The organism is Dermacoccus sp. PAMC28757 (genome assembly GCF_014302635.1).
Lineage (GTDB): Bacteria > Actinomycetota > Actinomycetes > Actinomycetales > Dermatophilaceae > Dermacoccus > Dermacoccus abyssi.
Window position 1 is genome coordinate 1015480 of sequence record NZ_CP060292.1, and the last position, 17657, is coordinate 1033136.

16 protein-coding genes and 1 pseudogene are annotated in these 17657 nt (G+C 68.6%); 11 read left to right on the forward strand and 6 right to left on the reverse strand.

Annotation, left to right across the window (positions count from 1 at the left end; all coding sequences use genetic code 11):
* Nucleotides 1–3 precede the first annotated feature (3 nt).
* Nucleotides 4–1119, forward strand: coding sequence for an aspartate-semialdehyde dehydrogenase (locus H7F30_RS04930; RefSeq protein WP_222617859.1), 1116 nt, complete (start codon nt 4–6; stop codon nt 1117–1119).
* A gap of 27 nt (nt 1120–1146) precedes the next feature.
* Here H7F30_RS04930 and H7F30_RS04935 read toward each other — a convergent pair whose 3' ends face one another.
* Nucleotides 1147–1551 (reverse strand): hypothetical protein, encoded by a 405-nt coding sequence (locus H7F30_RS04935; RefSeq protein ID WP_187037134.1) that lies wholly within the window; start codon nt 1549–1551, stop codon nt 1147–1149.
* Nucleotides 1548–1931 carry a hypothetical protein gene (locus tag H7F30_RS04940; protein WP_129664815.1) on the reverse strand — a complete coding sequence of 128 codons (384 nt, stop codon included), beginning with the start codon at nt 1929–1931 and terminating at the stop codon, nt 1548–1550. The genes H7F30_RS04935 and H7F30_RS04940 overlap by 4 nt, the downstream gene beginning before the upstream one ends.
* Before the next feature lie 141 nt (nt 1932–2072).
* Here H7F30_RS04940 and H7F30_RS14880 point away from each other — a divergent pair.
* From H7F30_RS14880 to H7F30_RS04950, 3 genes and pseudogenes are all read left to right on the forward strand, one after another.
* Nucleotides 2073–2846: pseudogene (locus tag H7F30_RS14880) on the forward strand (transporter substrate-binding domain-containing protein); the annotation flags it as partial.
* 66 nt (nt 2847–2912) lie between these two features.
* Nucleotides 2913–3536 (forward strand): amino acid ABC transporter permease, encoded by a 624-nt coding sequence (locus H7F30_RS14885; RefSeq protein WP_047312645.1) that lies wholly within the window; start codon nt 2913–2915, stop codon nt 3534–3536.
* Entirely contained in the window at nt 3533–4345 is an 813-nt protein-coding gene (locus tag H7F30_RS04950) for an amino acid ABC transporter ATP-binding protein (protein ID WP_187037136.1), read from the forward strand. The genes H7F30_RS14885 and H7F30_RS04950 overlap by 4 nt, the downstream gene beginning before the upstream one ends.
* Before the next feature lie 73 nt (nt 4346–4418).
* Here H7F30_RS04950 and H7F30_RS04955 read toward each other — a convergent pair whose 3' ends face one another.
* Together H7F30_RS04955 and H7F30_RS04960 are read right to left on the reverse strand one after the other, a co-directional pair.
* Nucleotides 4419–5057, reverse strand: coding sequence for a DsbA family protein (locus H7F30_RS04955; RefSeq protein ID WP_187037138.1), 639 nt, complete (start codon nt 5055–5057; stop codon nt 4419–4421).
* Nucleotides 5058–5181: 124 nt separating this feature from the next.
* Complete coding sequence (locus H7F30_RS04960) at nt 5182–6363, reverse strand: acyl-CoA dehydrogenase family protein (RefSeq protein ID WP_118915027.1); 1182 nt, start codon at nt 6361–6363, stop codon at nt 5182–5184.
* 103 nt (nt 6364–6466) lie between these two features.
* Between H7F30_RS04960 and H7F30_RS04965 the strand changes: the two genes are divergently transcribed.
* From H7F30_RS04965 to H7F30_RS04985, 5 genes are all read left to right on the forward strand, one after another.
* Entirely contained in the window at nt 6467–7243 is a 777-nt protein-coding gene (locus tag H7F30_RS04965) for a PaaX family transcriptional regulator C-terminal domain-containing protein (protein WP_205744875.1), read from the forward strand.
* A gap of 18 nt (nt 7244–7261) precedes the next feature.
* On the forward strand, nt 7262–8890 hold the full coding sequence (locus H7F30_RS04970) for an acyl-CoA dehydrogenase family protein (protein ID WP_187037141.1): 1629 nt from the start codon (nt 7262–7264) through the stop codon (nt 8888–8890).
* Between the two features lie 16 nt (nt 8891–8906).
* Nucleotides 8907–9716, forward strand: coding sequence for a nitrilase-related carbon-nitrogen hydrolase (locus tag H7F30_RS04975; RefSeq protein WP_187037143.1), 810 nt, complete (start codon nt 8907–8909; stop codon nt 9714–9716).
* A gap of 127 nt (nt 9717–9843) precedes the next feature.
* Nucleotides 9844–11532 (forward strand): NAD(P)/FAD-dependent oxidoreductase, encoded by a 1689-nt coding sequence (locus tag H7F30_RS04980; protein WP_187037144.1) that lies wholly within the window; start codon nt 9844–9846, stop codon nt 11530–11532.
* Nucleotides 11533–11613: 81 nt separating this feature from the next.
* A complete protein-coding gene (locus H7F30_RS04985; protein WP_047312513.1) occupies nt 11614–12186 on the forward strand; it encodes a helix-turn-helix domain-containing protein in 573 nt (190 codons plus the stop codon).
* A gap of 102 nt (nt 12187–12288) precedes the next feature.
* Here the strand turns inward: H7F30_RS04985 and H7F30_RS04990 are convergent, their stop codons facing one another.
* On the reverse strand, nt 12289–12738 hold the full coding sequence (locus tag H7F30_RS04990; protein WP_187037146.1) for a hypothetical protein: 450 nt from the start codon (nt 12736–12738) through the stop codon (nt 12289–12291).
* A gap of 71 nt (nt 12739–12809) precedes the next feature.
* Nucleotides 12810–14300, reverse strand: a complete 1491-nt coding sequence (locus H7F30_RS04995; RefSeq protein ID WP_187037859.1) for a sodium:solute symporter — start codon at nt 14298–14300, stop codon at nt 12810–12812.
* Between the two features lie 247 nt (nt 14301–14547).
* Between H7F30_RS04995 and speB the strand changes: the two genes are divergently transcribed.
* Nucleotides 14548–15570, forward strand: a complete 1023-nt coding sequence (gene speB / locus H7F30_RS05000; protein WP_187037148.1) for an agmatinase — start codon at nt 14548–14550, stop codon at nt 15568–15570.
* Entirely contained in the window at nt 15567–17303 is a 1737-nt protein-coding gene (locus H7F30_RS05005) for a thiamine pyrophosphate-binding protein (RefSeq protein WP_187037150.1), read from the forward strand. The genes speB and H7F30_RS05005 overlap by 4 nt, the downstream gene beginning before the upstream one ends.
* Nucleotides 17304–17657: the final 354 nt, after the last annotated feature.

A 17657-nucleotide genomic window follows, 5' to 3' on the forward strand; every position in this document is an offset into this window, starting at 1 on the left:
GGCGTGAACTCGACTCAGCCGCAACGTCCCACCCTGGCCGTCGTCGGCCCCACGGGGCTGGTCGGTCAGGCCGTGCTCGAGATCCTGTCGACCCGCGTCGACGCCTGGGAGGACGTGCGTTTGCTCGGCTCCGACAAGGACGCCGGGCGTCGCCTGCTCGTGGGTGCCGAGGAGGTCGAGGTCGAGGCGCTCGACAGTGAGAGCTTTTACGGCGTCGACGTCGTCATCTTCGCCACGCCGCCCGAGGTCTCGGCCAAGTGGGTGCCGTTCGCGACGGCGGCGGGCTCGCTCGTCGTCGACACGTCCGAGGCCTTCCGTGACGACCCCGAAGTGCCGCTCGTCGTGCCCGAGGTCAACGCGCGCGCCATCGACAACCGGCCGCGCGGCATCGTCGCGATGCCCTGCGGCCCGGCCATCATCATGCTGCCGGTGCTCGCCACGCTGCACGAGCACTGGAATCTCACGCACGTGACGGCGACGTCGCTGCAGGCCGTCACGGGTGCCGGCCGCGCGGGCGCCGAGCGGCTCTTCGCGGAGGTGGGCGCCCTCACCGGCAAACCGCGCGTAGGGCAGATGCCCGGCGACGTGCGCCGATACGTCGCCGATCTACCGGACGACTCGCCGTTCCCGGCGCCCATCGTGAGCAACGTCGTGCCGTGGATCGGGCGACACTCCGGCCGCGGGTGGGCCAGCGAGGAAACCGACATCAAGCACGAGCTGCGTCATGTGCTGCAGCTGCCGAACCTCAAGGTGGCGGTGACGTGCGTGCAGATCCCGATCGTCACGACCCACATGTCGACGCTGCACGTCAGTTTCGACAAGAAGGTGACGCCGAGTGACGCTCGTCGTGCCATTACCGAGGGCGCGAACGGCGCCATCGTCATGCCCGACGAGGAGGGCGTCGACTGGCCCACGCCCGTCGACGCGATCGGTACCGACCCGGTGTGGGTGGGGCGCGTGCGGCAGGTGGAGAACAACCCGCACACGCTCGACTTCATCGTCTGCGGCGACAACATCCGCAAGGGCGCTGCGCTCAACGCGCTGCAGCTGGCCGAGATGCTCATCGGCGTGGGCCCGTACGCCGTGCGTGAGGACGACGGAGCGCCGACGGCTCACTGAGCGGCGTCGCTCGCAGGTACAACCGCGTCAGGTCAGGTCAGTCTCCGGCGTTCGACCGAGTTGCCGTTCGAGTGAGCGCTGACGCCACAGTTGCCAGAACACGAACGGGGCGAGCGCGAGAACGATCACGGCCAGTGCGTCCCGCAGACCGAAGCTCTCGCCGCCGGCGACGGTGGTCACCAGGCTGAAAAGCATGACGAGAGGGCCGAGCACCAGTGTGATTGCGGTCAGTCGCCGCGAACCGCGCTCCTCGAGGAGCACGGCGCGCTGAAGGTCGCGCTCATGCGGATCGTCGAGCCTGCGACCCGCGTGCGTTGCCCTCATGATGCGCTTGCGTTCTGCGGTGGGCATCGCGTCGCGTTCACCGAGCAACCGCGACGCCTCCATCCGCGTCATCTCGCGGGGTGGGGTGGTGCCGTTCTCGACGGTCATCTGAAGTACTCCTTCGTCAGCCCGAGCTTGCGCTCGAGGGCGTTCCGGCCAGCACCTTCTCGGTGGGTGAAAGCGGCCACGCCCATCATGCTTACGAAGGCGATCCACGCGGGGACGTCGGTCGGGTCCAGAGCGACGCGCCCGACCTGCAGCACCGCGAGGACGAGGAACACCCAGCGAGCCCAGATGCGCCACCAGCGGGCCTTTCCGAGAAGAGCGATCTGAGTGCGCAGATCGTCGGGGTCCGTGAGCACCTCACCGCGATTCAAGGCCCGGTTGATGCGGCCTTTCGTCGCGCTGTCCGCGCACGTGAATTCGTACTGAAGCGTGGCGATCTCGCCCTTGGACAACTGGGGGAGATTCGGTGGGGCGTCTCGCATGCCTCGACCATAGGCCCACGTCCTCGCTCAGAGCAGGCCCCCGTCCAGAGACTGCGGTTCGAGGTGCGCCTCCCATAACGTCACGTTCTCGCATCTCAAATAGGAGATATGGGCGTGCGAGCGTACTCTCGACGGGTGAGAATGGCCGACCGTGACGGCCTCGGGGCGCTGCGAGCCCGAGGCATCTTCGTCGCGCTTCTGAGTTTCGTCGCAGCGATCCTGTTCGCCGGAGCGGCTGCTCCCGCAGCCCACGCCGCGGAGAACGACCAGCTGCCGAAGACGCTGCGCGTCGGCACCGAGGGTGTCTACCCGCCGTTCAGCTTTCACAAGGGTGGCGAACTGACGGGCTACGACGTCGATTACTTCCGCGAGGTCGGTAAGCGCCTCGGCGTGAAGGTGCAGTTCGTCGAGACGCCCTGGGATTCGATGTTCGCCGGCCTCAACTCGGGCCGCATCGACATCATCGCCAACCAGGTGACGAAGAACGAAGAGCGCATCGCCCAGTACGACCTGTCGTCGCCCTACGTCACGACCACGGGTGTCGTCGTGACCAAGAAGAGCGACAACAGCGTCAAGAAGCTGGCGGACCTCAAGGGCAAGAAGTCGGCCCAGAACATCACCTCGGACTGGGCCAACACGGCGAAGGGCGCCGGCGCGAACATCGTGTCGGTCGAGGGCATGGACAAGGCCGCCGCTCTCGTCGAACAGGGGCGGGCGGACGCCTTCGTCAACGACGAACTGGCCGTGAAGTACTACCTCGCCACGCACCCGAACTCGGATCTGAAGATCGCCCTGACGACCGAGGACAAGAGCGAGTCGGTCTTCACTGCCCGCAAGGACACGAACATCACTCCGGCCGTCAGCAAGGTCATCGACCAGATGGAAGCTGACGGCACGTCGAAGAAGCTCTACGACAAGTACTTCACGACGAAGGCCACCGGTCAGTCGACGTGGGACGTCATCAAGGAGAACTTCGGCTCGATGCTCCTGGCAACGGTCAAGGTGACGATCCCGCTCACCGCCGTCGCGTTCGTCGTCGGCCTCGTGCTCGCGCTTGGCGTCGCCCTCGCACGTCTCAGTTCAAACGCTGCCATCTCCTGGCTGGCCCGCGCGTTCATCTCGATCTTCCGCGGGACGCCGCTGCTCGTGCAGTTGTTCATCATCTTCTTCGGCCTGCCGGAGCTCGGCCTCAAGCTCAACCCGTGGATCTCGGCCGGGATCGCCCTGTCTCTCAACGTGGCTGCCTACGCCGCCGAGATCATCCGCTCGGCGATCCTGTCGGTGCCCAAGGGGCAGTGGGAGGCCGCGGAGACGATCGGCATGAGCCGCTCCACGGCACTCAAGCGCATCGTCCTGCCGCAGGCGTCACGCGTTGCTGTTCCGCCGCTGTCGAACACGCTCATCTCGCTCGTCAAGGACACGTCGCTCGCCGCGACGATCGGCGTGACCGAGGTGTTCCACCAGTCGCAGATTGCGGCCGCTCCGACGGGCAAGTTCCTCGGTCTCTACATCACGGCTGCACTCATCTACTGGGTTCTCTGCTTCGTCCTCAGCATCGTGCAGACGAGGCTCGAAGACCGACTCGGAAGGCACGTGGCCCGATGACCGAACACACGACCACCCAGGCGACCGGCCCCCTCGTCGAGATCACCGGTCTGCGCAAGGCCTTCGGTGGCACCACGGTGCTGCGCGACATCGACTTCACGGTGCCCAAAGGCTCGGTGACGGTGCTCCTCGGACCGTCCGGTTCGGGCAAGACGACGGTGCTGCGCTCGCTCAACGTGCTCGACCTGCCGGACGCCGGCGTCGTGCGCATCGGCGACGCAAGCGTCGACTTCTCGGCGGTGACGCGGGGACGTGACGGCCGCGCCCGCGGCGAGTCGGCCAAGAGCGTCGCCGCACTGCGCCGTCAGAGCGGAATGGTCTTCCAGCAGCACAACCTCTTCCCGCACAAGAGCGCGCTCGAGAACCTCATCGAGGGCCCGGTCGTCGTGCAGGGTGAGCCGGTGCGCGAAGCCGAGGAGCGCGGACGGGAACTGCTCGCCAAGGTCGGCCTGGCCGACCAGGCGGACAAGTACCCGTACCAGCTCTCGGGCGGTCAGCAGCAGCGCGTCGGCATCGCCCGGGCGCTCGCCCTGCGACCCGAGCTGCTCCTCTTCGACGAGCCGACATCGGCCCTCGACCCCGAACTCGTCGGGGGAGTGCTCTCCGTCATGCGTGAACTCGCCGACGAAGGGCGCACGATGTTCGTCGTCACGCACGAGATCCGCTTCGCCCGCGACGTGGCCGACCAGGTGCTCTTCATGGATGGCGGCGTCGTCGTCGAGCGCGGAACGCCCGCCGAGGTCATCGACGCCCCGCGGATGGAGCGCACGCAGACGTTCCTCAAGCGCATCCTCGACCCACTCAGCTGACGCTGCGCTGGTACGCGAACGCCCCGACCCTGCTCGAACGAGCGGAGTCGGGGCGTTCGCCGGTGCCAGAGGATCAGAGGCCCTCGGTGCTGGCCGTGTCCGGGCCGCCGCCCGGACGCGAGCGCTTGAGCTCGTAGAACGACGTCACCGGGGCGAGCGTGGAAAGGCCGTCCCAGATGGCGAGGCCCTCCTCCTCGTTCGGCATCGCGTTGAGGACGGGGCCGAAGTAGCCGCGGCGCTCGCCGTCGTCGTCGGTGAAGACGATGACCGGAACGCCGGTGTCGTCGCCGACGGCGTCGAGCGCGGACTGCATCTCGCTCTCGAGGTGGGCGTCCCACGACGTGTCCTCCGCGGCCTTCGCCAGGTCGGCGGGCAGACCGGCGTTGGAAAGGACCTCGGTGACGAGGGCGTCGTCGAACTCACGGCCAGCGGTGTGCACCTCACGGCCGAAGGCCGAGTACAGGTCGATCGTCGAGGCGCCCTGCTCCGCGGCCGCAGCGATGATGCGGTGAACGCGGTGGCTGCCACGGTGACCCTCGGAGTGCGGGTTCTCGTTGGGGCCGTTCTCGTCCAGTTCGTCGTTCTTGATGGCGAGGCTGAACGGGCGCCACGTGATCTCGAGGTCGCGCTGCTTCTCGACCTGGAGGAGCCAACGGCTCGTGATCCAGCAGAAGGGGCACGAAGGGTCGAAGTAGAAGTCGATGCGCTGCATGCTCGTGAGACTAGCAACGCCGGCTGAACGTGCCGACCGCTCTAAGCCTGTGAGCTTTGGCCCGATCTGTGAGCTGCGCAGCTCACACACCGGACCGCAACTCACATGTCGAGGTGAGCCACTGTCAGCGGAAGGCCGGCTCGCCCGTCAGTGCGTTGCCGATGACGAGCTGGTGCACCTCGCTCGTGCCCTCGTACGTCATGACGGACTCGAGGTTGCCGGCGTGACGGATCGGCGAGTACTCGGTGGAGATGCCGTTCGCGCCGAGGATCGTGCGGCACTCGCGCGCCACGGCAATGGCCTCGCGGCAGTTGTTGAGCTTGCCGAGGCTGATCTGCTCGGGCGTGACGCCGTCGCCGTCCTTGAGGCGCCCGAGGTGCAGCGCGAGAAGCATGCCCTTGCTCACCTCGAGCGTCATGTCGGCGAGCTTGCCCTGCGTCAGCTGGTAGCCGCCGAGCGGCTTGCCGAAGACCTTGCGCGACTCGGCGTAGTCGATGGCGGTCTCGAGGCTGTCGCGGGCCGCGCCGATCGATCCGAAGACGATGCCGAAACGCGCCTCCGACAGGCAGGAGAGCGGGCCCTTGAGACCGCGCACCTCGGGGAAGACCGCGTCGGCGGGCAGGCGGACGTCGACGAGCGACAGCTCGGCGGTCACCGAGGCACGCAGCGACATCTTCTTCGTCACCTCGGTGGCCGTGAAGCCGGGAGTGTCGGTGGGCACGACGAAGCCGCGGATCTTGTCGTCCGTCTGCGCCCAGACGACGGCGACGTCGGCGACGCTGCCGTTCGTGATCCACATCTTCGTGCCGTTGAGCACCCAGTCGTCGCCGTCGCGCTTGGCGAAGGTGCGCATGCCGCCGGGGTCGGAACCGAAGTCCGGCTCGGTCAGGCCGAAGCACCCGATGGCCTCGCCCGCGGCCATGCGGGGCAGCCACTCGTTCTTCTGCTCCTCGCTGCCCCAACGCCAGATCGCGAACATCGCGAGGCTGCCCTGCACCGACACGAGCGAGCGGATGCCGGAGTCGGCCGCTTCGAGCTCGTGGCAGGCGATGCCGTACGTCGTCGCCGTCGAACCCGCACAGCCGTAGCCCTCGAGGTGCATGCCGAGCAGACCGAGATCGCCGAGGCCCTTCGCCAGTTCACGCGCAGGCACGGTGGCCTCGTCGTACCAGGTCGGCAGGTGCGGGCGCACCTGGTCGTCGCAGAAGCGACGCACGAGGGCCTGCACCTCACGCTCGTCCTCGGTGAGCAGACCGTCGATGCCGAGGAGGCGGTTGAGCTGGGGGTTGCGCGAGAAGTCACTCATGAATCCATCGTGCCTCACCTCACCTCGACGCCGCGGCGGACTTCTTCGCCCGATTGGTGTTACACCCTTGTCACGAGCGTTGGTGAAACGTAATACTTGGACCGTGAGTGAGACCGCGAGTGCCGAGGCCTGGGTGCGCGACCTGCGTCCTCTCAGCGCGCGCTCCGCTGCCCTCAGCCTGCTGCTCGGCGCGGAGCCGCCCGAGCTTCGCGGCGCCGACCTCGTGCGTCTCGGGGAGACCTTCGGCATCAGTGGCCCGACGATGCGCGTCGCGCTGTCGCGGCTCGTCGCCGCCGGTGAACTCACGACGGCCGACGGCGTCTACGCCCTCACCGACCGGCTCGCCGCGCGCCAGAAGGCGACGCTCGCGCAACTCGCCCCGGCGACAGAACCATTCGACGGCGGGTGGGTGACGGCCGTGGTCGTCGGGGCCGGCAGTCGAAGCGCGAGCGATCGGGGAGAGCTGCGTCGGGCCATGAGCGCGGCGCGCTTCGGTGAACTGCGTGAGGGCGTGTGGATGCGCCCGGACAACCTGACCGGGGCCCGCGTCGAGCGCGACGAACTCGTCCACCTCACTGCCATTCCCGATGGCGGTGAAGTGGCCGCGAAGGCCCTCGTCGCCCGCTTGTGGAACCTCGACGAGTGGGCCGCTCGCGCCGAGGCACTCGTCCGCGCCTTCGAGAACCCCGACGTCGACGAGGCCACGCGTCTCGCCGTGGCTGCGGCCACCGTCCGCCATCTGCGCAGTGACCCGATGCTGCCCGAGAGCCTGGCCCCGAAGAACTGGCCGGCGCAGCGTCTGCGTCGCACGTACGACGCCTACCGCGCCGAACTTCGCCGCACCGTCGGCCTCAGCCCCCACCCCTACGCCGCCGCCTGATCCGAACGAGGAGAGACCATGCAGACCCACGAGGTGCTCAACCAGTCCACGCCGCTCGAGGACTACAACCCGGCGGCCTACCCCGTGCTGCGCGAAGCGCTCGAACGGGCGGATGCGGGCGAGTCGCTCGCCGAACTCGACGAGGTCGGTGCGCTCGCCGGTTCGAGTGAGGCACTGCGCTGGGGCGACCTCGCCGAGCGCAACGTGCCGCGGCTGCACACGCACGACCGGTTCGGCAACCGCATCGACGAGGTCGAGTACGACCCGGCCTACCACTCGCTCATGGAGCACGCGACGCGCTTCGGCCTCCACGGGGCGCCGTGGGCCAGCGACGACCCGAACGCGCACCTCGTGCGCGCGGCGAAGTACTCGGCCTGGATCACCGCCGACGCCGGGCACGGCTGCCCGATCACGATGACGTACGCCGCCGTCCCCGCACTGCGCGCCGACGAGGAACTGGCCGCGCGCTACACGCCGCTGCTCACGGCCCGCGGCTACGACCCGAACCTCGCCTACGCGCCGACGAAGCCCGGAATCATCGCCGGAATGTCGATGACGGAGAAGCAGGGCGGCTCCGACGTGCGCGCCAACACGACGAGCGCCACACCGCAGCCCGACGGCACCTACCGCCTCGTGGGCCACAAGTGGTTCACGTCGGCCCCGATGTCGGACATCTTCCTCACGCTCGCCCAGGCACCCGGCGGCATGACCTGCTTCGTCGTGCCGCGCGTGCTCGAGGACGGATCGCGCAACCCGATCCGCATCCAGCGCCTCAAGGACAAGCTCGGCAACCACTCCAACGCGAGCAGCGAGATCGAGTACGAGAACGCCGTCGCCTACCGCCTCGGCGACGAGGGCCGCGGCGTCCGCACCATCATCGAGATGGTCAACGTGACGCGCCTCGACTGCGTGATCGGCAGCGCGACGATCATGACGCAGGGCATCCAGCGCGCCGCCCACCACGTCACGCACCGTGCGGCGTTCGGCAAGTCGCTCATCGATCAACCGCTCATGCGCAACGTCATCGCCGATCTCGAGATCGAGGCCGAGGCCTCCCTGACGGTGGCGCTGTGGCTCGCAGGCCTCACTGACAAGGCCCACGCCGGCGACGAGCGCGCGGCCATGCTGCGCCGCATCGGTCTCGCCGTGAGCAAGTACTACGTGTGCAAGCGCGGGCCGTCGCACGCCGTCGAGGCGCTCGAGTGCTTCGGTGGCAACGGCTACGCAGAGGACTCGCGGATGCCGCGCCTGTTCCGTGAGTCGCCGCTGCTGTCGATCTGGGAGGGAAGCGGCAACGTCGCCGCGCTCGACACGTTGCGCGCCATCGCCCGTCAGCCCGAGTCGCTCGAGGTTCTCTTCGACGAACTCGACGCCGCTGCCGGAGGCGACGCCCACTTCGACGCCTACGTCGCCGAGCTCAAGAACGAGTTCGCCGACACCGGCGAACTCGAGTACCGGGCACGCACCGTCGTCGAACGCCTCGCACTCGCGCTGCAGGGCTCGCTGCTCGTGCGTTTCGGTCACCCGGCAGTGGCCGACGGCTTCACCGGCTCGCGCCTCACCGGCGTCGCAGGCAACGCGTTCGGCACCCTCGGACGCGGCATCGACACCGCGGCGATCATCGAGCGGGCGACGCCGAAGGTCTGACGCTTAGGCTCACACCATGCGAATTGCGGTGATGCAGGCGAACGCGAACGTCGGGGATCAGGCGGCCAATCTGCGGGCGATCGACGAGGCCGCTGCGCGGGCGGCCGGTGACGGCGCCGACGTCCTCGTCACGCCGGAGCTGTTCGTCAGTGGGTACGCGCCGCTGCTGCTGCGCACCGTCGATCCCGACGCCGAGCACGGCATCCTCACGGAGCTGGGACGCATCGCGAAACACCGCAAAGTGGCACTCGTCGCGAGCTACCCGCAGGTCGAGGAACTCTCCGAGAACAAGCGACGCCAGTACATCGGCGCCGTGCTCTTCGACGCGAACGGTGAACTCGCGCTGACGTACCGCAAGGTGCACCTGTTCGGCGACGACGAACCGCGGGCCTTCGCCTGCTCCGAGGCCCCGCCGACGACGGTGGAGCTCGCGGGTCTGCGGGTGTCACTGCTCATCTGCTTCGACGTCGAGTTCCCCGAGGCCGTGCGCGCCGCCGCCGTGGCCGGGGCCGACGTCGTCCTCGCACCGACGGCGCTCGCGGCCGGCTTCGATGACGTACCGCAGGTTCTCCTACGCGCCCGCGCCCTCGAGAACGGCGTCGCGCTGGCCTACGCCAACCACACGGGGGAGGAGGACGGGCTCGTGCTCGGTGGCGGCAGCGTCATCGTCGGGCCCGACGGCGGTCTGCTCGCGGAGGGCGACGACGCACCCCGCATCATCCTCGGCGACGTGACGCGCGACGACATCGACGCCGCTCGCCGTGAGGTGGACTACCTCGGCCGTCGCCGCCCGACGACGTACGCCGCCTGGGAGCGCGACGGCTGAGCTTCTCGGACCTCACATTCGAACAGGTTGAAGACGATGGTTGCTTTCGGAGCAACGTCCGTCGCCTCCTTGTGGCATCGTGGGTTCGCGCGGATCGGCAGTCGACCGCCGAAGGGGTGAAGGTGACATGACAGCAGTGACCGAGTTTCCGAGTGACGGGGCCGCGAAGCAGCCTCCGATCACGATGCTGAACCCTGATTTCCCCTTCAGCTACGACCACTTCCTCGCACACCCTGCCGGCCTCGGCAGCGTGCCCGAGGAGATGTACGGCACCGAGGTTGCCGTCGTCGGTGGCGGTGTCTCGGGCCTCGTCGCGGCCCTCGAACTCATGAAGATGGGCCTCAAGCCCGTCGTCTACGAAGCCGACCGCATCGGCGGGCGCCTGCGCTCGGAGAGCTTCGCCGCCGCGAAGGACGTCACGGTCGACCTCGGCGGCATGCGCTTCCCCGAGTCGAGCAAAGCGCTCTACCACTACATCGACATGGTCGGCCTCGAGACGGAGGCGTTCCCCAACCCGCTCTCGGAGGTCACGCCGAGCACCGTCGTCGAGCTGGGCGGCGTGAAGCACTACGCCGAGACACCCGCCGACCTGCCCGAGTTCTTCACCCACGTGGCCGACGCCTGGCGCGCCGCGGTCGAGGACGACGCGCAGTTCCTCGAGATGCAGACCGCCATCCGTGAGCGAGACGTGCCCACGATCAAGCGCATCTGGAACGAGCTCGTGCCGCGCATGGACGAGCAGACGTTCTACGGCTTCATCGCGGCGAGTGACGCGTTCAAGAAGGCGGGTTTCGCGGCGCGCGAGGCGTTCGGCCAGGTCGGGTTCGGCACGGGTGGTTGGGACACCGACTTCCCCAACTCCATCCTCGAGATCCTGCGCGTCGTCTACACCGACGCCGACGACCGTCACCGCCGCATCCTCGGTGGCGCCCAGCGTCTGCCGGAGGGGCTGTGGGCGTACGAGCCGGCCGAGATGAAGCACTGGCCGGCCGGCACGTCGCTGCGGTCGCTGCACAACGGAGCTCCCGCGGGGGAGGTGCGCCGCATCCGCCGCGCGGAGAACGGCGACATCGAGATCTCCGAACGCTGGGGCCGCAAGGCGACGTACAAGGCGGCCATCACGAGCTGCCAGTCGTGGCTGCTGTCGACGCGCATCGACACCGAGGAGGCCCTGTTCTCCCCGGAGATGTGGATGGCGCTCGAACGCTCGCACTACATGCAGAGCTCGAAGACGTTCGTCATGGTCGACCGGCCGTTCTGGAAGGACAAGGACCCGAAGACCGGCCAGGACGTCATGTCGATGACGCTCACCGACCGCCTCAACCGCGCCACGTACCTGCTCGACGACGGCCCGGACAAGCCTGGCGTCATCCTGCTGTCGTACACGTGGAACGACGACGCGATGAAGTGGCTGTCGCTCGACGCGACGCAGCGCATGGAGCTCATGCTGCACTCGCTCGCGCAGATCTACCCGGACGTCGACATCGCGAGCCACGTCGTCGGGCAGCCGATCACGGTGTCGTGGGAGTCGGACCCGAACTTCATGGGCGCGTTCAAGGCGAACCTGCCGGGGCACTACCGCTACCAGCAGCGGCTGTTCACGCACTTCGCGAAGGACGACCTGCCCGAGCACCAGCGCGGCCTCTTCCTCGCGGGCGACGACATCTCGTGGACGGCCGGCTGGGCCGAGGGCGCCGTGCAGACGGGCCTCAACGCCGTCTGGGGTGTCATGAAGCATCTCGGCGGCGAGTGCAGCCCGGAAAACCCCGGACCGGGCGAACTGCTCGGCGAGTACGGCCCGATCAGCCTGGACTGAAACCGAATTCGGACGGTCTCCCTCGGTGGAACAGCGAACGGGTAGGGTTTCGCGCAACTCAACTCGGGACGAGAGGCGCGCATGAAGTCGCTACCGGTTCAAGGCCTGCGCGAGAGCGTGGCCGTCGGCGCGCGCCTGCGTAACGCCCGCCTGGCCCGCCGCTACACGCTGGAGCAGACGGCTCAGCTCGCCGGCATGACGAAGGGTTTCCTCTCCCGGGTGGAGCGCGACCTGACGTCGCCGTCCGTGGCGTCACTCGTCACGCTGTGTCAGGTGCTGCAGATCGACGTCGGCTCGCTGTTCACGGCGCCGCGCACGTCGCTGGTGCGGCTCGAGGAGGCCTCGCCCGTCGACCTGGGCGGAAACGGCATCGACGAGCGCCTCGTGACGAGCCGCGAGGAACGTGCCGTGCAGGTGCTGCGCGCGGTCATCGCGCCGGGAGGCGCGGGAGAGAACGAGCTCTACGCCATCGACTGCGACGTCGAGGTGTGGCACGTCGTCACCGGCCGACTCGAGGTGCGTATGCACGACGAGACCTTCGAAGTGGGCGAGGGCGACACGCTCACCTTCCCCGGCCGCGAGCCGCACACGTGGCGCAACCTCCACGACGAGGAGACGCTCGTCCTCATGACGCTCGTGCCCGACAGCCGCTGATCGTCCCCACATGCGCGACATGCCGCGCTTGTGGGGAAATCTGCGCACGAGAACGCCCCATGGGCGCGACATGTCGCACTCATGGGGCCTTCTTGGCGTCGATTACCAGGTCTGGCGCTTGGCCTTGCGCTTGTGCGATGTCAGCAACAGGTAGGCACCGAGGGCCGGGACGCCGACGAAGATGGCCATGCCGATGAACCAGCCGATCGTGTAGGCCGCGCCGCTTCCGTAGGGCGGGTTCTGGGCCGTCGAGCCCAACGCACCCAGTGCGATGATGCCGGCGACGATGGCGAGGATGATGCCGAACGTCGTCGCGACGCCACTGCGCTTCGGCGCCATCTGGCCGTACGGCTGCTGGCCGTACTGCTGGCCGAACTGCTGCGGCTGCTGGTAGCCGCCGTACGGAGGCTGCTGCGGCGCGCCGTAGCCCTGCTGGCCGTACCCGCCAGGCTGCTGGAGGTTCTGCGCACCGTAGGCGCCGGTCTGCCCGCCGTACTGCTGAGGGTTCTGACCCTGCTGCGGGTCGCCGTAAGGGTTCGGATTCTGGGTCATGCATCAAGCAAACGGCGCCCGGCGGTGAGATGCAAGTCACCGTCGGGCGCCGTTCGACGCGTTCGCCTCGATCAGGAGGTGCGAACACCTTCCGTCTCGATGCGACCGCTGACGCGAGCGTCCCACGCCTCGCGCACCTCGGGGCGCACGGGCTTCGTCGCGAGCGAGACCGCGACGAACGTGACGAGGGAGGCGAGCAGGCCGAAGTAGATCGGCTTGTTGTCGAGGATGCCGAGCAGCGGGTCGCCCAGCTGAACAGCGAGAACGGCCATCGTGCCGAGCGTGACCACGGTGCCGACGATCATCGACGCCGCAGCGCCCTGGCCGTTGCCACGCTTCCACACGAAGCCACCGAGGATCGCGATGAGCAGACCACCTACGAGGATGTCGTACGCGATCGTCAGGGATGCGACGACGATGTCCCCGCCGGCCTTGAGGGAGCTCATCCACGCCGCAATGGCGATGATGACGATGCCCAGGCCGAGCACCCAGGTGCGGTTCTCGCGGATGTTCTTGTCGCTGTGCGGGTCCTCGGCCGACTCACCGGTGGCCTTGGCCTTGCCGGTGATCATCGGCACGACGTCGTTGCGGGCCACGGTCGCGGCGGCGATGAGCGCGCCGGACGCGGTCGACATCATGGCGGCGACGGCGGCGGCGAGCACGAGACCGCCGATGCCGGCGGGCAGGATCTTGTCGGCCACCTCGGCGTAGACGTCGTCCTTCACCTTGATCTTGTCGCCCAGCGAGGCGTGGGCCGCCATGCCGATGACGGCGCCGGCCGCACCGTAGAAGATGCAGTAGATGCCGGCGGCAGCGCCACCCCAGCGAGCGACCTCGGGGGAGCGGGCCGTGAACACGCGCTGCCAGATGTCCTGGCCGATGAGGAGGCCGAGGGTGAAGACGACGAACCAGGTGAGGATCGTCTGCGGGTCGGCGCCGAAGTTCTTGTCGCCGACGAGGTTGAACGCCTGGTCACCCATGCGCTCACGGATGCCGTCGAAGCCGCCGGCCTTGCTCAGCGTGAACGGCAGCATGAGCGCGAAGATGCCGATCGTCTTGATGATGAACTGCACCTGGTCGGCCAGCGTGATCGACCACATGCCGCCGATGACGGAGTAGACGAGCACGACGCCACCGCCGACGACGATGCACAGCCAGCGGTCCCAGCCCAGGAGAACGTGGAGGACGGTTGCGTAGGCGCCCGTCGACGTCACCGAGAGGAAGATCGTGTAGGCCAGCATGACGATGCTGGACGCGCCGGTGGCCTTGTGGCCGTAGCGCAGGTCGAGCATCTCGCTGACGGAGTAGACGCGCAGCTTCTGGATCGTGCCGGCGAACAGGAGCGAGAGCAGCAGAACACCGACGCCGATGGCGACGACGAGCCACATGCCCGACAGGCCCATCTTGTAACCCAGGCCGACACCGCCGACGGTGGAGGCGCCACCGAGCACGACGGCCGCCATCGTTCCGGTGTAGAGGAAGTAACCGAGGCGACGCCCGGCGACGAGGTAGTCCGAACTGTTCTTGGTGCGCGAGCGACCCCAGAACCCGAACGCCAGCATGGCGACGAGATACAGGACGACGATCGCGAGGTTGAGGTCCACGGAAAGGGCCTCCTTCGCTGGATGGGTGGCACGGCACGGTGTGTCGTCTGCGTCACATGGAGTGGGGGTTCGACCAATGTAAGAGATCGACTCTTAACAAACAACGGATTCCCCTGGGTAAACACGTCCGTTAACCTGATTGTGATCGAACGCACGTTACCTGGGCGTCGCCCGATAACCCGGGCCGACCCAAGGAGCTCACGACATGGACCACCCCCGCGTCGAGACGAACGGCCGCATCGGCCCGGTCAACGCCGCCCTCACCCCGCGCTACGCGGGCCTGGGCACCTTCGCGCGCCTGCCGCGCATCGAGGACGTGTCCAAGGCGGACGTCGCCGTCGTCGGCATGCCCTGGGACTCGGGCGTCTCCTACCGCCCCGGTGCGCGCTTCGGTGCGACGCACGTGCGTGAGAGCTCGCGCCTCCTGCGTCCGTTCAACCCCGCGCAGTCGGTCTCGCCGTTCGCGGAGCTGCAGGTCGCCGACGCCGGTGACGTGGCACTCAACCCGTTCAACATCGACGAGGCGCTCAAGACGGCCGAGGAGGCCGCGGCGCAGTTCGTCAGCGACGACACGTCGCTCATCACGATCGGCGGCGATCACACCCTCGCCCTGCCGCTGCTGCGCGCGCACGCCAAGAAGCACGGCCCCGTCGCGCTGTTGCACTTCGACGCCCACCTCGACACGTGGGACACCTACTTCGGCGCCGAGTACACGCACGGCACGCCGTTCCGTCGCGCGTTCGAGGAAGGCATCATCGACTCCTCGGGCGTCTGCCACGTCGGCACCCGCGGCCCGCTCTACGGCACGCAGGACCTCGAGGACGACGCACGCTTCGGCTTCGGTGTCGTGACGAGCAACGACGTCGTGCGCATGGGTGTCGACGAGGTCGTCGGCTTCCTGCGTGAGCGCGTGGGCGACCGTCCGCTGTACGTCTCGCTCGACATCGATGTTCTCGACCCGGCCCACGCGCCCGGCACCGGAACGCCCGAGCCGGGCGGTCTGACGTCGCGCGAGCTGCTCGAGATTCTGCGCGGCCTGCGCGGCACGAACCTCATCGGCGCCGACGTCGTCGAGGTCGCCCCGCCGTACGACCACGCCGAGCTCACGGGCCTTGCCGCCGCGAACGTCGTGTACGAGTACATGTCGCTGCTCGCCCTCGGCAAGGACGCCCCCGCGGGCGGCCCGGCCTACGGCGAGTCCAACACGACCTACGGGGAGAACAAGTGAGCGAACAGATCCGTTCGACGGCGGCAGGGGAAGCCGCTCCGAAGATCCGCAACGGTGGCGACCTCGTCGTCGAGACGCTCGAGGCGCTCGGCACGACGACCGTGTTCGGCATCCCGGGCCAGCACGCGCTGGGCCTGTTCGACGCGCTGCGCCGTTCGGGGCTGCACTTCATGAGCAGCCGCGTCGAGAACAACGCTGCTTTCGCGGCCGACGGGTACTCGCGCGTCTCGGGCAAGCCGGCGGCGCTCTTCCTCTCCACCGGCCCCGGCGCGTTGACGGCGCTTCCGGGTCTGCAGGAGGCGTACGCCACCTCGGTTCCGATGGTCGTCGTCGCGTCGCAGGTGCCGGTCTCCGGCCTCGGCGGCGCGCGTCGCGGCATGCTTCACCAGCTCGACGAGCAGCGTCGCGCCGCCATCGACGTCACGAAGTCTCAGCGCACGGTGACGCACCACGCCGCCATCCCGACGGCCATCGAGTCGGCGTGGCTGGAAGCGATGACCTACCCGCGTGGGCCGGTCTGGGTCGAGGTGCCGCAGGACGTCCTGCTCGCCAAGACGGAGATCCCGCCGATCCGCACGGCCAACGCCTCCCCGACGCCCGAGGGGCCGCGCCCCGAACTCGTCTGGGCCGCAGTGCAGTTGCTCGCTTCGGCGAAGCGTCCCGCCATCGTCTCCGGTGGTGGTGTGCGCCGCGCCGGTGCGGAGAAGGCGCTGCTCACCCTCGCCGAGAAGCTCGACGCCCCCGTCGTCTGCTCGCCGGGCGGCAACTCGGGCTTCCCCGTCGAGCACCCGCTGTCGATGGGGTCGTGGGTCGAGGACCGTGCGGTCACCGACCTGCTCGCCGACGCCGACGTCCTGCTCGCCGTCGGCACGTCGCTCGGTGAGGTGACGTCGAACTACTTCACGCTCGAGCCGTCCGGCAAGCTCATCCACGTCGACGCCGAGCCGCGCGTGCTCGAGTCGAACCACCCCGCACTCGGTATCGCGTGTGACGCGAAGGCCGCGCTCGAGGCGTTCGTTTCGGCTTACCCCTCGCAGCCGACGGAAGGTCGCGAGTCGGGCGCCGAGCGGGCCGCGGAGGCGCGCAAGGCCATCGTCGAGCGCCTCGACGGGCAGGACCTCGCGCACGAGCGCGCGTTCATGGACGCCATCCGTGCAGGCATCCCCGACAATGTGCCGACGTTCTGGGACATGACGATCGCCGCCTACTGGGGCTGGAACTGCTGGGACGGCCGCACCGGCGGCTTCCACTCCGGCCAGGGCGCCGGCGGCCTCGGCTTCGCGTTCCCCGCAGCCCTCGGCGGCGCCGTGGCGCTCGCGGAGAAGCGCGGGCTGAAGCTCTCCGACGTCGACGCGGAGTTCTCGGTCGGCGGCAGCGAGCGCGTCGTCGCCGTCGCGGGTGACGGTTCGGCGATGTACTCGATCTCGGAGCTGGCCACCGCTGTGCAGCACGGCATCCCGGTGACGTGGCTCATCGTCGACGACGGCGGCTACGGCATCCTGCGCGAGTACATGGTGGCCACCTTCGGGCAGGCCACCCACACCGGGCTCGCCCGCCCGGACTTCATCACGCTTGCCAAGGCGTTCGGCGTCGAGGCGCAGGAGGTCTCGGTCGGTGACGACGCGGGTTACTCGGAGCTCACCGACGCTCTGCGTGCGACGTTCGACGCGTCGGTCACCGGCCCGCGAGTCATCGTCGTCAAGACGCACCTCGAGATGTTTGCCATGAGCTGACGATCCGTCTCGGGTCGTGCCGCCCGTCGCCTCGCTGATCAGCGGGCGGCGGGCGGTTCGTCGTTGGTGCGGACGTTTGGCGCTGGGCAGGCTTTCCTGCGATTGGGTAGGGGCCGCCTCGGCCCAGCCGAGTGTGACGGCCGACGAGCCGGCCGAGCTGGCGACGGTCGGCGCCCGCTGACGGGAGTCGCTCGTCGTCGCTGGGCAGACTTCCCTGCGGTTGGGTAGTGGTTGCCTCGGCCCAACCGCAGGAAACTCTGCCCAACGGTTGCCGGCACCGCGAGGGCGACCATCGCACCGCACCGAAACGAAACGTCCCCACGTGCGCGAGATGTCGCGCATGTGGGGACGTTT

Coding starts and splice junctions, on each gene's coding strand:
- H7F30_RS04935 (WP_187037134.1), bottom strand. CDS start 1,551: ATGACCGTCGAGAACGGCACCACCCCACCCCGCGAGATGACGCGGATG.
- H7F30_RS04940 (WP_129664815.1), bottom strand. CDS start 1,931: ATGCGAGACGCCCCACCGAATCTCCCCCAGTTGTCCAAGGGCGAGATC.
- H7F30_RS14885 (WP_047312645.1), top strand. CDS start 2,913: ATGCTCCTGGCAACGGTCAAGGTGACGATCCCGCTCACCGCCGTCGCG.
- H7F30_RS04950 (WP_187037136.1), top strand. CDS start 3,533: ATGACCGAACACACGACCACCCAGGCGACCGGCCCCCTCGTCGAGATC.
- H7F30_RS04955 (WP_187037138.1), bottom strand. CDS start 5,057: ATGCAGCGCATCGACTTCTACTTCGACCCTTCGTGCCCCTTCTGCTGG.
- H7F30_RS04960 (WP_118915027.1), bottom strand. CDS start 6,363: ATGAGTGACTTCTCGCGCAACCCCCAGCTCAACCGCCTCCTCGGCATC.
- H7F30_RS04970 (WP_187037141.1), top strand. CDS start 7,262: ATGCAGACCCACGAGGTGCTCAACCAGTCCACGCCGCTCGAGGACTAC.
- H7F30_RS04975 (WP_187037143.1), top strand. CDS start 8,907: ATGCGAATTGCGGTGATGCAGGCGAACGCGAACGTCGGGGATCAGGCG.
- H7F30_RS04980 (WP_187037144.1), top strand. CDS start 9,844: ATGACAGCAGTGACCGAGTTTCCGAGTGACGGGGCCGCGAAGCAGCCT.
- H7F30_RS04985 (WP_047312513.1), top strand. CDS start 11,614: ATGAAGTCGCTACCGGTTCAAGGCCTGCGCGAGAGCGTGGCCGTCGGC.
- H7F30_RS04990 (WP_187037146.1), bottom strand. CDS start 12,738: ATGACCCAGAATCCGAACCCTTACGGCGACCCGCAGCAGGGTCAGAAC.
- H7F30_RS04995 (WP_187037859.1), bottom strand. CDS start 14,300: ATGCTGGCGTTCGGGTTCTGGGGTCGCTCGCGCACCAAGAACAGTTCG.
- speB (WP_187037148.1), top strand. CDS start 14,548: ATGGACCACCCCCGCGTCGAGACGAACGGCCGCATCGGCCCGGTCAAC.